General features: G+C 61.6%; 13 protein-coding genes. 8 read left to right on the top strand and 5 right to left on the bottom strand.

The window, feature by feature from the left end:
• The 5 genes from NCT04_RS28955 (at position 1) to NCT04_RS28930 (ending at position 4,071) form a co-directional block, all read left to right on the top strand.
• A complete protein-coding gene (locus NCT04_RS28955) occupies positions 1 to 690 on the top strand; it encodes a GntR family transcriptional regulator (protein ID WP_250469267.1) in 690 nt (229 codons plus the stop codon).
• A 1-nt stretch (position 691) separates the two neighbouring features.
• The gene (locus NCT04_RS28950) at positions 692 to 1,279 is read left to right on the top strand and encodes a flavin reductase family protein (protein WP_244830878.1); all 588 of its coding nucleotides are present in this window, start codon (positions 692 to 694) and stop codon (positions 1,277 to 1,279) included.
• 32 nt (positions 1,280 to 1,311) lie between these two features.
• On the top strand, positions 1,312 to 1,704 hold the full coding sequence (locus tag NCT04_RS28945; RefSeq protein ID WP_250469265.1) for a hypothetical protein: 393 nt from the start codon (positions 1,312 to 1,314) through the stop codon (positions 1,702 to 1,704).
• Positions 1,705 to 1,809: 105 nt separating this feature from the next.
• The gene (locus NCT04_RS34530) at positions 1,810 to 3,519 is read left to right on the top strand and encodes an ATP-binding protein (RefSeq protein WP_284503467.1); all 1,710 of its coding nucleotides are present in this window, start codon (positions 1,810 to 1,812) and stop codon (positions 3,517 to 3,519) included.
• A gap of 384 nt (positions 3,520 to 3,903) precedes the next feature.
• Positions 3,904 to 4,071 (top strand): hypothetical protein, encoded by a 168-nt coding sequence (locus NCT04_RS28930; protein ID WP_250469264.1) that lies wholly within the window; start codon positions 3,904 to 3,906, stop codon positions 4,069 to 4,071.
• A gap of 61 nt (positions 4,072 to 4,132) precedes the next feature.
• On the opposite strand, the gene NCT04_RS28925 is transcribed toward NCT04_RS28930, so the two are convergent.
• Complete coding sequence (locus NCT04_RS28925) at positions 4,133 to 4,750, bottom strand: hypothetical protein (RefSeq protein ID WP_250469263.1); 618 nt, start codon at positions 4,748 to 4,750, stop codon at positions 4,133 to 4,135.
• 137 nt (positions 4,751 to 4,887) lie between these two features.
• Positions 4,888 to 6,024 (bottom strand): porin, encoded by a 1,137-nt coding sequence (locus NCT04_RS28920; RefSeq protein WP_250469262.1) that lies wholly within the window; start codon positions 6,022 to 6,024, stop codon positions 4,888 to 4,890.
• A gap of 371 nt (positions 6,025 to 6,395) precedes the next feature.
• Here NCT04_RS28920 and NCT04_RS28915 point away from each other — a divergent pair, with 371 nt between their 5' ends.
• Positions 6,396 to 8,414 (top strand): TonB-dependent receptor, encoded by a 2,019-nt coding sequence (locus NCT04_RS28915; RefSeq protein ID WP_250469511.1) that lies wholly within the window; start codon positions 6,396 to 6,398, stop codon positions 8,412 to 8,414.
• A 28-nt stretch (positions 8,415 to 8,442) separates the two neighbouring features.
• Here the strand turns inward: NCT04_RS28915 and NCT04_RS28910 are convergent, their stop codons facing one another.
• The 3 genes from NCT04_RS28910 to NCT04_RS28900 are packed head-to-tail and all read right to left on the bottom strand — an operon-like array spanning position 8,443 to position 10,618.
• Positions 8,443 to 8,727: a DUF3325 domain-containing protein gene (locus NCT04_RS28910; protein ID WP_250469261.1), complete on the bottom strand. Its 285-nt coding sequence runs from the start codon at positions 8,725 to 8,727 to the stop codon at positions 8,443 to 8,445.
• Complete coding sequence (locus NCT04_RS28905) at positions 8,724 to 10,340, bottom strand: PepSY-associated TM helix domain-containing protein (RefSeq protein WP_250469260.1); 1,617 nt, start codon at positions 10,338 to 10,340, stop codon at positions 8,724 to 8,726. The genes NCT04_RS28910 and NCT04_RS28905 overlap by 4 nt, the downstream gene beginning before the upstream one ends.
• Complete coding sequence (locus NCT04_RS28900) at positions 10,337 to 10,618, bottom strand: DUF3649 domain-containing protein (RefSeq protein WP_250469259.1); 282 nt, start codon at positions 10,616 to 10,618, stop codon at positions 10,337 to 10,339. Before NCT04_RS28900 ends, NCT04_RS28905 begins: the two co-directional genes overlap by 4 nt.
• A 22-nt stretch (positions 10,619 to 10,640) precedes the next feature.
• Between NCT04_RS28900 and NCT04_RS34525 the strand changes: the two genes are divergently transcribed.
• Both NCT04_RS34525 and NCT04_RS28895 read left to right on the top strand, forming a co-directional pair.
• Positions 10,641 to 10,769 (top strand): hypothetical protein, encoded by a 129-nt coding sequence (locus NCT04_RS34525; RefSeq protein ID WP_284503466.1) that lies wholly within the window; start codon positions 10,641 to 10,643, stop codon positions 10,767 to 10,769.
• 156 nt (positions 10,770 to 10,925) lie between these two features.
• Complete coding sequence (locus NCT04_RS28895) at positions 10,926 to 12,410, top strand: MmgE/PrpD family protein (protein WP_250469258.1); 1,485 nt, start codon at positions 10,926 to 10,928, stop codon at positions 12,408 to 12,410.
• The last annotated feature ends 1 nt before the right edge of the window (position 12,411 follow it).

Here is a 12,411-nt window from a genome sequence, read left to right as displayed (position 1 = left end):
ATGCGTGATCAAGCCGATGCCGCCGATATGCGCATCTATCGAAGCATCTTCGACGGTGTGCTGAGCCGGCGTCTCGCGCCCGGCACCAAGCTGCCCGAGCCGGAACTGTGCGAGCTCTTCGGCGTGGGCCGCGCAGTGGTCCGGCGCGCGCTCGAAAAGCTCGCGTACGACGGCATCGTGGTGTTGCGGCCCAACAAGGGCGCGGTGATCGCACAGCCGACGCGCGAGGAAACGCGCGAGGTGTTCGAAGCGCGCCGCTCGGTGGAACGCGCGCTCGTCGAACTCGCGGCGGAGCGCGCGAGCAGCGCGGACATTGCCGCCTTGCGCGAGCAACTCAACCAGGAACACGAAGCGATGCACCGCTTCGATCAACCGTCATGGGCACGCCTCGCAAGCGAGTTTCATCTGCGTATCGCGGCGCTCGCGGGCAATGCCATCCTGCTGCAGTATCTGAACGAACTCGTCTCGCGCTGCTCGCTTATCGTTGGCGTCTATGAACCGGCGGGCAACGCGCCATGCGAGCACGACGAGCACACCGCCATTCTCGATTGCCTCGAACGACGCGACTCAAAAGGCGCGGCGGCGCATATGAACGCACATCTGCAGGGACTCGAAGCGCGTATAGAAACCACACGGATGCCGGGCACCAAGAGCCTTGCGCATCTGCTCGGCATTGAAAAGGTGCAATGACATGGAAATCGACTTCGAGGCCATCACCGAATACCAGCGCTACAAGCTGATGGCGAGCCTCATCGTGCCACGGCCCATTGCGCTCGTGACCACGCTCGGTGCGGATGGCACCGTGAATGCCGCGCCTTTCTCGATGTTCAACATGCTCGGCGAAGAACCGCCCATCGTGATGATCAGCATCAACCGGCTCGCGGATGGCACGCTGAAAGACACAGCCGCGAACGTGCCGCGCGAGAAGGAATTCGTCGTCCATCTCGCCGATGAAGCCATCGCCGAGCAGATGCATCGCTGCGGCGAACGCTTCGCCGCCGATGTCAGCGAACTCGACGCGGTTGGTTTCACCGCGCTGCCGTCGCTGCGCGTGAAGCCGCCGCGCATCGCCGAGGCGCCCGTCGCGTTCGAATGCGTGTTGTGGGAAACGCTGGAAACCGCGAGCCGGCACATCTTCATCGGCAAGGTATTGATGCTGCACGCACGCGACGAACTCATCGACCTCGACACCTGGCGCGTGCGCTTACAGCATTACTTTCCGGTCGGGCGCTTCGGCGCAAGCGATTACGTGACGACCCGCGACCGCTTCGAGTTGTAACATGGAGACCGTCAAGGCTCGCGACCGCCATCATGCCCTCCACCGTCCGCAATTCGCTGCTATGGGTTTTCGAGCCGCTCGAGAGCGATGACACGTTCATTCAAAAGCGCATGTTCGGTTCCGACGCCGCGTATATCGATGGACTGATGTGTCTCGTGGCCGCCGACCGCGACAAGCCATGGAATGGCGTGCTCGTATGCACCTCGCAAGAGCATCATGCAGCGCTCATCGAAGACATTCCGGCTTTGCAGCCACATCCCGTGCTCGGAAAATGGCTTTACGTGCCGCAGGACGATCCGGCGTTCGAAGACACGGCGCGTCGGCTCGCGGAACTCGTACTCGCTCGCGATCCGCGCATCGGCGTCGTGCCGGGTGCGCGCAAACGGCGCAAACCAGCGAAACGCAGCGCGCTTGCACGGACTTGAGCCTGTCCGATAACGCACGGCGAACCAGCGTACACTGAGCGACTGCGCACGATCAGGTTCCATGATCGGTCGGCGCCTTTCGCTACCCGTTCTGCCCTCGTACTCATGCCCAAATCAACGCACAGTGGCGCGGCCGTGCCCGCCACCGAAGCGGAACGTCTCTATACGCTGCGAAGCTTCGACGTACTCGATTCGTTGCCCGAACCCGCTTTCGACGACATCGCCACGCTGGCCGCGACGATCTGCCAGTCGCCTATCGCGCTCGTTTCGCTGATCGACCGCGACCGGCAATGGTTCAAGGCGTGCATCGGTCTCGGCGCACGCGAGACCCCGCGCGATCAGGCGTTCTGCGCGCATGCCATTCTGGAACCCACCTCGCTGCTGGTGATCGAGGACGCGACGCTCGATCCGCGTTTCAGGGACAACCCGCTCGTGCTCGGAGAGCCGCATATCCGCTTTTATGCGGGCGCGCCTATCGTCACGGACGACGGTCACGCGCTCGGCACCGTCTGCGTGATCGACCGCGAGCCGCGTGCCTTGAGCCAGGAACAATGCACGGCGCTCGAATCGCTCGCGCGTCAGGCTGCCATCATGCTGAAGCTGCGGCGCATGGGCATTCAGCGCGGCGAGGAAAAACGCGAGCTGCAGCGCAAGATCACCGACGCACTCGCCGATGACGACGCCGCGCACGAAACGTTCAAGCAGAATCAGCGCGTGGGTTCGGTCGGGCAGTTGACGGGCGGCATTGCGCACGACTTCAACAATCTCCTGCAGACCATCAGCACGTGTCTGCAACTCGTCGAGCATCGCGCGCACGACGCGGATCAGGTGCGCCGTTGGAGCGCCAACGGTCTGCAGGCGGTCACGCATGGCGCGGCGCTCATCAGGCAATTGCTGACGTTTTCCCGGCAGGAATCGGTCGAACTGGAGTCGCTGTGCGTCACGCGTTCGGTGCACGGCATGAAGGAACTGCTGGCGCGCGTGCTCGGGCCCGAAACCCAGCTTGCGTTTCAGCTTCGCTCCGAAGGCGTTCGCGTGCTGACCAACGCGACGCAACTCGAAGCGGCGCTGCTCAATCTCGTCATCAACGCACGGGACGCAATGCAAGGACGCGGGCGAATAGAAGTCGCCACACGTGTCTTCGAAGCCGAGGGCGACCCTGATCTCGCGAATGGCAATTACGTGGAGCTGCGCGTGTCGGATACCGGCCCCGGCATGCCGCCCGAAGTCGCCCGGCGCGCGTTCGAGCCTTTCTTCTCGACCAAGCCCGAAGGCAAGGGCACGGGGCTCGGGCTTTCGCAGGTGTATGGCGTGGCGCTCAAAGCGGGCGGGATCGCGCGTATCGGCACGGAACCGGGCGCGGGCACGACCGTCTCGCTGTATCTGCGAACGGCCGTTCAGGAAGCGGGCGACGCTGACGGCGAATGCGAATCGGCGAGCCCGGTCGCGCTGCGAAAGCGCGTGCGCATCATTCTGGTCGATGACGAAGCCAACGTGCGCGAAGCGTTATCCGAACTGCTGCGCGACGCGAACTACGATGTCGAAGCGGTGAGCGGCGGCATTGCGGCGCTGCAGGCGATCGATCGTTCGCCGCCCGATGTCGTTGTGACCGATCAGGCCATGCAGGGCTTGAACGGCGGCTTGCTCGCGCGCATTCTCGCGGAAACGCATCCGCGTCTGCCGGTGATGTTCATGACCGGCTACGACGATATCGATGCCGTCAAGGCGACGCTACCCGAGGACGCCATCGTATTGCGCAAGCCCGTCTTACTCGATGAATTCGCGCAGGGCGTGCAGACGTTGCTGGGCGACTAGCGCTGTGGCTCGTTGCGCGGCCAGCTGCAAGAAAACGACTGAGCGTTTCCGCAGTGCAGGGAAACAAGGTAAGGACTGATGGAGGGATAGTTCGCCGGTTTCCCAGTTGCTCGTCTATGGATTTTCCTGACGGTATCGATTGCAATCCACAGGTGGCTGCGCGCGCGAGCTTTCGTCGAGTTTAACGAAATACCGCTAAACGTGCGCCGGAAGCGTGCAAATTCCGTGGCAGTCCCGCAAAAAACAACGCCATTGTTGTTTTAGCGAGCGCTAATGTTTTCCCCAAGTTACACTCCGCTTCGCAGTCTCTACAGTGCTCACCGCGCATGCGGCGAAGGCCTCGCCGCCGCGCATTTCCAAGCCTTTCTTCTCTGCGAGTTCCTGATGAAAATGTCTCTCAAGAAAGCTGTTGCCCTGTTGGCGGTCGCCGCTATCTTCGCACCGAGCGTGTCGTTCGCCGAAGCGCAATATCCGAACAACAAGCCGCGGCCTGCTTACAAGAAGCACAGCCACAAGCATCACGCAAAGAAGGCCGCCGCGGCATCGCAGTAAGCAGGATCATGAATGCCGGGCGCGGCATTCATGCGGGCTTCATGCTCGCCGATTGCCGCGCTCAACCTGCATCGCCTGAACTGATCACCGTCTGCATGCTCTTCAGAAGCGTGCGCAGATATCGCAGTAACCCCACCGTATCGCCAAATTCCATGAAGCCGGGCCTTTCTCCGTCGCTGAAAAGCCGTGCGCCGTCGAGCGCTTCGTCGATGATGATTCCACCATACGCCGCGTGCGGACGATAAACGCCCGTCTCGACATGCAAGGTATTGGCATTGACGGCGGCATCGCGGACACGCATCAGAAACTGCACTTCGGGCGTGCGCGAACCGGACAGGCGATGCGCATCGAAAAAATCGGCGACGGCGAGAATCGCGTTCGTCGACGGCACGCGAAGCGCGAAAGCCATGCGATCGGCGGGATCGTCGAGAGACGGAAGCGACGGCGGCGGATCGTCCGGCGCGCGCTTGGCAGGCATGCCGTCTTCACTATGCGTGTGCGCTTCGGGATGCGCGTGGCGAATCGTCAGGAGCCGCTCCACGCCGCTGAAATCGGGTGCAGGACCGCCATTCTCGATCCATCCGCTCAATAGCGCCGCGTGGATATAGAGCGATTGCAACTGGGCGTCGATAAACGCGACACCCATGCGGCAGACATCGGGGGACTGTTTCTCGGGCATGTCGTCTCCTGTGAGGCGGAGTCAGCGCAAGCGCGCTGACTCCGGTCCTTCTTCGAATAGCACGAAAGATCGCAATATTCGCACCCGCAAGAGGCGACATCGACGGCGCGGTGCGAACGCGCCGTCATCGATAGCACTTAGAAAATATTGCGCAGCCCGACAGAAACGCCCGTTTGATTCGAGCGTCCCGGCAGTTCCACGAAGCCCGCGCCCGTTACCTTGTTGAAGTCCACCGTGCCGTAGACTTCGGTGCGCTTGGACAACGCATATTCCGCGACCGCCACGCCCGTATAGCGATTGCCGCTGCCGACTTCTCCACCGCCGATCGCCGCATTCTTCATGTGGTCGTAGTAGAACGCGCCGGTGAGCAAGAGCGCGGGCGTCACTTGATAGGTGATGCCGGCGAAGGGACCATCGTCGCGACGACCCGAGCCTTTGAGGATATCCACGCCCGATACGAGATCGCGTTGCGACAGCGTGCTATCGACGAAACCGGTGTCATCCGTCGAATGCAGATAGCCGACGTAGAGCTTTGCCTGACCGATGGTATAGACCGCGTTGGCGTTCCAGATCTTCTGCTTGTTGCTGGCGTTGTCGCTGTTCTGCTGGTAGCCGCCGCCGATGGCAAGCGGCCCCACGACATACGAAGCCGTGAAGCCGTACATGTTGCCCGCGCCCATGTGACCCGGCACCTGGCCCGAGAAGCCGCCCGCGCCCGTCGACGTGTAGTTGGTGCCGAACGAGTACATCGCCGCGACCGTCAGACCCGCGAACGTGCCGTTGTACTTCACCGCGTTATCCGCATAGAGACCGGCGCCGAGCGCGACCGGCAACCACGCATTCTCGAAGTAGTTACCGACCGTGAGCGGGTCGTAGGTATCGCCCAGCATGTCGAAAAGCGGCGTCTTCTGGCGGCCGAGCGTGAGCGTGCCATACTGGTTCGACAGACCGACATACGCCGCGCGATTGAACTCGCGCTGGCTATCCGAGTACTGGCCGTTCTGCAATTCCACGCCGCTTTCCAAACGGAAAATCGCCTTGAGACCGCCGCCGAGATCTTCAGTGCCTTTCAAGCCGATCCGGCTATTGGTGATTGCGCCGTTGGTCATGAACACCTTGCCGTCGTTGTTGGCATTGGCGTTGGTGAGATAGCGCACGCCGACATCGGCGACGCCGTACAGCGTGACCGAACTTTGCGCGAATGCGGTGTGACAGGCGAGTGCAATGGCCGTGATGCCAAGGGCGGATACGGCACGCGATGTGATCGTCTTCATGGATGTCGTGAGCTGGATGCTTTGATCGATGTTGTATGTCGCGCTTTGCCGATGGCTCTCGTGAAGCCGATCGAAAAAAGCACGCGGACTTTTATCACATCGAATATCGCAGCGGACACGATGGGGCAAGTCATCGCAAAAAGGTGTGGTGTTTTGCGCAACTGACGCGCGTTGTTTAGTCGATCACGTGACACTGGCGTTTTTGTAGAGATACGTTATATCATCTCACCGCCTGCGGTGGATGCCGTTCCTTACGCCTCCGTACGCTCATCGGATGCAACGTTATATCATTTCGACAGGAGTAGTGAATCTTGCACCACACGCCTTTCGCTCACCCAGCGCCGCGCAAACAGCGCCTCTTGCCACTCGGCATGCTGCTGGTCACCGCCGTGGCACGCGGCCAGACGGCCGCCGGCAACGTAACGGACACCGCGCTCACGCCGGTATTCGTCACGGCGAATCCGCTTGGATCGAACCAGTTGATGTCGCCATCCAGCGCGCTCGACGGCGACGCCCTCGCTCTGCGACGCGGCGATTCGCTCGGCGAGACGCTCAACGGTCTGCCCGGCGTCTCCACGACGACTTACGGTCCGATGGTCGGCCGGCCGATCATCCGTGGCATGGACGGCGACCGCATCCGCATATTGCAAAACGGCGTCGCGGCCTTCGATGCGTCGTCGCTCTCGTACGATCACGCCGTCCCGCAAGATCCGCTTTCAGTGGAGCGCGTCGAGATCGTGCGCGGACCGGCGGCGCTGCTATACGGCGGCAACGCGATAGGCGGCGTGGTGAACACCATCGACAACCGCATTCCGCGCGAGCCGATCAAAGGCGTCTCCGGTCAGGCCGATGCCAGCTATGGCGGCGCCAACGATGCGCGCGCGGGCGCGGCGCTCGTGGAAGGCGGCAACGGGCAGTTCGCGTTTCACGTCGATGCCTTCGACCGCGAAACCAGCAAGGAGCGCGTCCCCGGCTTTACGCACTCGGATCGCCAGCGCGCGCTCGACGGACCGGACGCGCAAGAGCCCTACGGCAGCATCCCGAATAGCGACGGGCGCTGGCACGGCGGCGCGGTCGGCACGTCCTACACCTGGGCCGACGGATATGCGGGTGTGAGCTACAACGGCTACGAAGCGAACTACGGATCGGTCGCCGAAGACGATGTGCGTCTGCGCATGCATCAGGATCACGTGACGGCGGCATCGGAGATACGCAATCTGCAAGGACCGTTCAGCCAGCTCAAGTTCAACTTCGGCTATACCGATTACGAACACAAGGAGATCGACGACGGCGAAACTGGCACGACCTTTCGTAACCACGGCTACGAGGCGCGCATCGAGGCGCGTCACAAGAAGATCGGTCCGTTCGATGGCGCCATCGGCGTGCAGTTGAGTCAAAACACATTTTCCGCGCTCGGCGACGAAGCGCTCGTGCCGACATCGCAGACGACGAGCGCCGCGCTCTTCGGACTCGAGGAATGGGCCGTCAACGACGCGCTCACGCTCAGCGTCGGGGCACGCTACGAGCATGTGAAGATCGACCCGACGGCGGGCGGCAACGAGAAATTCGCATCGGCGATGTCGCGTGATTTCAACGCGGGAAGCGTGTCCGCGGGCGCGTTGTTCAAGCTGAATCCGATCTGGTCGGTGGTCGGCAATCTCGCCTACACGGAGCGGGCGCCGACTTACTACGAACTCTTCGCCAACGGTCCGCACGATGCCACCGGTCAGTACCTGATCGGCAATCAGGACGCGCAGAAGGAAAAGGCCGTGTCCACCGACGTGTCCTTGCGCTTCGCGAGCGGTCCCAACAAAGGCAGCGCGGGCGTGTTCTACAGCCGCTTTCGCAACTATCTGACCGAGTTCAACACGGGCCGTCTCGTCAACGACGACGACACGCCCGTGGCGCCAGGCACCGACGACGCGCTCGACGAAGCGGTTTATCGCGGCGTGCGCGCGGAGTTTTACGGCATCGAACTGGATGGCAAATGGCGCGTGCTCGATCAAGGCGCGCATCGGCTCGATGTGGAAGTCGTCGCCGATTACACGCATGCCCGTAATGTCGATACCGGCGAAGCCTTGCCGCGCATCTCGCCGTTGCGCACGACACTCGCGCTCGACTACGGCTACGGTCCGTACGGCGCGCGCGCGGAAATGGTTCACGCGTGGGCGCAGCATCGCGTGCCGGAGAACGATCTGCCGACGGGAAGCTACACGACGCTCGGGCTCACGCTCACGTACAAGTTCCGCGTCGGACCAACGGACTGGCTCGCTTACGTGCGCGGACAGAACCTGACGAATCAGGAAGTGCGTTACGCGAGTTCGGTCGTAAGGGACATCGCGCCTGAAGGCGGTCGTAGCGTGATGATCGGATTACGCACGGCGTTTTGATGGATGCGAGGCGTGGGCGATGCTTCATTCATCCACGAACCTCGCGTCGGTCAAGCAAGATGAGCGCGCCATATACGATGCCTGCGGCAAGACTCGTGCATCCGCTAAAGCTCACGAGTCCGAGCGCCCAGCCTTCGCCACCGACGAGGTATCGAAGCGCGAGCACGAGGCCGCACCATCCGGCGGTGCGAAACGCGCGCGACTGACCGCGTGACAGCTCGCGTCCGAAGAGGGTCTCTTGATGCCGCTCCATTGCCAGCGCAAGAAACGCGAATGACACGACGCAGACCAGCAAGGCGATTCCATGCGTCACGTGCTTTCCTCCTCGGTTTCCTTCATCGTCACCTTGCGCTCGTCGACGGTTCTCGCGGGCTTCACGCGCGGCGTGTGACGTGCTATGCGTATCGCCAATGCGGCATGCAACGCGGCGAACGCCCACATCATCAGATCGAATCCGGCGAACACCCAATCGCCTTCCGGGACACTTCGCCAGAACGGCCTTTGCGTCGTGAAGGCATTGAGCACCGGCAAGAGCGCGAGCAAGGCAGCCGCAAGCCAAAGCAGTTCCATCCACGCGCGCTTCGCGGGCCGCGCGAACACCCACGGCAACGTTGCCGCCCAGATGGCGAAGAACAGGTTGATCTCCGCTTCGGCGCGGTCGTGCATCGACACGGGCAATAGTCGATTCGCCCACAGATATCCGGTCATGGCGATGGAAAGTCCCGCAATGCTCGCGATATTCAGCCGCTCGACGAGCCAGAAGCCGAAGTACGGCCGCGTCGGATCGAGCAGCTTTTGACGGCGTTTGACCGTCCACATGACGAGGCCGGTGCCGACCATCGCCGTGCCCGCGAGACTGACGATGAAATACAGCCAGCGCAGTTGCAGACCGCTGAAGCGCCCGAGATGCAACGCATAGAGCACACCGCGCGTTTCGGCGGCTGCGCCCACGCTGTCTTTCACGTCGATGAGCTTGCCCGTCACGCCATCGAAGAGAAGATACTGCGGACTCATCGATACACGCACCGCATCGCCACGCGATACGGCCACGCGTGCCGCGCCGTCGCCCGGATTCGTGATCGTCACTCGTCCCGCGTTTTCCCGGCCCCAGCGCGCTTCGGCTTCGCGCACCATCGGAGCTATGGGCGCGAGCGGAACCTTCGTTCCATCGGGCTTGCCCGGTTGAATGAATGCGCTCAGTTGCGCCGTCATCTGCTGGCGTTCCGCGGGCGTCTTGAATGCGGCCGATGCGCCGAACGGCATGTACATCGCCATCAACGTGACGAGACCGGTGTAGGTGATCATCAAGTGGAACGGCAGGCCGAACACCGACAGCGCATTGTGCGCGTCGAGCCATGAGCGTTGTCCCTTGCCCCATCGAAAAGTAAAGAAGTCGATGAAAATTTTTTTGTGCGTCATGACGCCGCTTACGATTGCGACCAGCATGAACATCGCGCAGAAGCCTGCAATCCAGCGTCCCCACAGCGCGGGCATGTAGTAAAACTGGAAATGAAAGCGGTAGAAGAAGTCACCGCCAAGCGTCTCGCGCGTAGTCACTTTCTGGCCGGTTGCAGGATCGAAGCTCGCTTCCGAAAACGTGCGCCGGCTCTGCGCCGCGCCCGGCGTGCGCCAGAACGATCCCATCACGCTGCTGCGATCGTTCGGCAAGTCGAAGCTCCATTGCGAGCTTCCCGCAGCGATGGTGCCAAGCGTCGCGGCGACGCGTTCGGCAGCGGATGCCGCGTCGGGCAAGACCTTTTGATGCGCGACTTCCGGGCGCATCCACTGCGAGATCTCGTCCTTGAAGTAACTGACCGTGCCGGTGAGAAACATGGCATAGAGAATCCACCCGACGAGCAGACCGGCCCATGTATGCAGGTCCGACATGCTCTGGCGGATGCCGCGCGGTTTGACGTCTGCCTTCATACCGACCACGCCGCGATCAGGAGCGGTATCGATACGATAAGGCATCCGAACCATGCGCGCGTTGCGCTCCGCACCGCGAAGACCCAGATCACCGCGCATACGTAGACGACGAAACTTGCCAGCATGCCGGTGAGCACCGCTTGTGGCTTGCTCATCGGCAGCGCGAGCGCGGCGACGCTCGTCAGGGCGGCAAGCGTGTAACCGCCGAACATCGCGCAGACGATGCGCGATACGAGCGGCCCCACGCGGGCAATTCGGTTCGTAATCAAACCAGTCATTGGCTGGCGAATCCTTGAGTTCATGAGTGCACTGTGTCCCGTCGCGGACACGCGCCGTGTGACCGACGCCGATGGCATCGAAACAGATGGCCGAGCAGAAGTTGCAAGCGCGATGGTCACGCAAGCCAGCGGCGTGATCGATTCAGGCTAATGATAACCATTATTAATAACAGTTGCTGAACGAGGCTGTCAAGGAAAGGTCCTATCACGCTGGAGGACCGTGAGTCTGATCTCTTCGGGAGCGAAACCTGCTCGCCGCGATACCAAGCCATCTATCACGGCATGAGTACTCAAGGAGACAAAGAAAATGTCCGCATTCGACCGTCGTAATTTCCTCAGGACCAGCGCAGCGGGTGCCTTGGCATCGGCTACCGTCAGTCCGGCCGCGTTCGCTCAATCTAACGCGGCTTCGGCTTCAACACCTGCGCCCGCAAGCGCACCCAACGCCCGCCCGCCGAAAGTCACACGCATACTTGCGGAGTTCATCTGCAAGACGAGCTATCAAGATTTGCCCGCGCCAGCACGCAAGGAAGGCGTGCGCACGCTCATGAACTGGGTCGGCGTCGCGGTCGGCGGCTCGCACGATGAAACCGTCAGTCGCGCCGTCGCCGCGCTCACGCCATTCTCGGGTCCGCCACAAGCCAATCTGCTGGGCCGCACCGAGCGCTTCGACATCATGAACGCGGCGTTTATCAATGGCGTCAGCAGTCATATCTTCGATTACGACGACACGCATCTCAAGACGATCATTCACCCGGCGGGTCCCGTGGCATCCGCGATCCTCGCGTTCTCGCAATACCAACCGGTGTCGGGCAAGGACTTCCTCAACGCACTCGTGCTGGGTGTCGAAACCGAATTGCGCATTGGCAATGCCGTGTATCCCAATCACTACGATGTCGGCTGGCACATCACCGGAACATGCGGCGTATTCGGTTCGGCCGTCGCGACCGGCAAGCTCATGGGACTGAGCGTTCAGCAAATGGTATGGGCGCTGGGACTTGCAGCGTCGCAACCGGTAGGACTGCGCGAGTCATTCGGCTCGATGAACAAGAGCTTCAATCCGGGGCGCGCCGCCGCGAACGGCATCTTCGCGGCCTTGCTGGCGGCAAGGGATTACACGAGTTCTGACGGCATGATCGAAGCCAAGCGCGGATGGGCCAACACCATCAGCACGAAGCAGGATTACCGCGAGATTACCGAAGGTCTGGGATCGCATTACGAATCGACCTTGAATACGTACAAGCCGTTTGCATGCGGCATCGTCATTCATCCGGCAATAGACGGTGCAATCCAGCTTCGCAACGAAAACAAGCTGCAAGCGGATCAAATAGAACGTATCGATCTTCGCGTGCATCCTCTCGTCATTGAGTTGACGGGGAAGAAGACGCCGCAGATCGGGCTCGAAGGCAAATTCAGCATCTATCATGCGGTAGCGATTGCGATAATCGACGGCGCGGCCGGTGAGAAGCAGTTCAGCGATGCGAAGGTGCGCGACCCGAATACCATCGCGTTGCGCGACAAGGTGAATGCGATCATCGATCCCGCGATAAAACCGGAACAGGTCGACATGACGATCGTGCTGAAGGACGGCCGCAAGCTGCACAAGTATATTCAGCATGCTATCGGCAGTACCGAAGTGCCGATGACCGATCAGCAATTGGAGAAGAAGTTCTCCGATCTCGCCGATGGGATTCTTTCGCCCGAGCAAACTCGCGCGTTGATGGATAAATGCTGGCAGGTCGAGCAATTAGGGAACGCGGGCGATATTGCGTTGGCGGCGCTTCCACGTTGAA

It is taken from the genome of Caballeronia sp. GAFFF2 (genome assembly GCF_023631485.1).
In the GTDB taxonomy this organism is placed as follows: domain Bacteria; phylum Pseudomonadota; class Gammaproteobacteria; order Burkholderiales; family Burkholderiaceae; genus Caballeronia.
The sequence above is the reverse complement of the archived record's forward strand: the minus strand, read 5'-3'. Positions and strand labels throughout refer to the sequence as shown.

What these genes read in the sequence shown, in the direction of transcription:
- NCT04_RS28955 (WP_250469267.1), top strand. Translation starts at nt 1, where the DNA reads ATGCGTGATCAAGCCGATGCCGCCGATATGCGCATCTATCGAAGCATC.
- NCT04_RS28950 (WP_244830878.1), top strand. Translation starts at nt 692, where the DNA reads ATGGAAATCGACTTCGAGGCCATCACCGAATACCAGCGCTACAAGCTG.
- NCT04_RS28945 (WP_250469265.1), top strand. Translation starts at nt 1,312, where the DNA reads ATGCCCTCCACCGTCCGCAATTCGCTGCTATGGGTTTTCGAGCCGCTC.
- NCT04_RS34530 (WP_284503467.1), top strand. Translation starts at nt 1,810, where the DNA reads ATGCCCAAATCAACGCACAGTGGCGCGGCCGTGCCCGCCACCGAAGCG.
- NCT04_RS28930 (WP_250469264.1), top strand. Translation starts at nt 3,904, where the DNA reads ATGAAAATGTCTCTCAAGAAAGCTGTTGCCCTGTTGGCGGTCGCCGCT.
- NCT04_RS28925 (WP_250469263.1), bottom strand. Translation starts at nt 4,750, where the DNA reads ATGCCCGAGAAACAGTCCCCCGATGTCTGCCGCATGGGTGTCGCGTTT.
- NCT04_RS28920 (WP_250469262.1), bottom strand. Translation starts at nt 6,024, where the DNA reads ATGAAGACGATCACATCGCGTGCCGTATCCGCCCTTGGCATCACGGCC.
- NCT04_RS28915 (WP_250469511.1), top strand. Translation starts at nt 6,396, where the DNA reads ATGCTGCTGGTCACCGCCGTGGCACGCGGCCAGACGGCCGCCGGCAAC.
- NCT04_RS28905 (WP_250469260.1), bottom strand. Translation starts at nt 10,340, where the DNA reads ATGAAGGCAGACGTCAAACCGCGCGGCATCCGCCAGAGCATGTCGGAC.
- NCT04_RS28900 (WP_250469259.1), bottom strand. Translation starts at nt 10,618, where the DNA reads ATGACTGGTTTGATTACGAACCGAATTGCCCGCGTGGGGCCGCTCGTA.
- NCT04_RS34525 (WP_284503466.1), top strand. Translation starts at nt 10,641, where the DNA reads ATGAGTGCACTGTGTCCCGTCGCGGACACGCGCCGTGTGACCGACGCC.
- NCT04_RS28895 (WP_250469258.1), top strand. Translation starts at nt 10,926, where the DNA reads ATGTCCGCATTCGACCGTCGTAATTTCCTCAGGACCAGCGCAGCGGGT.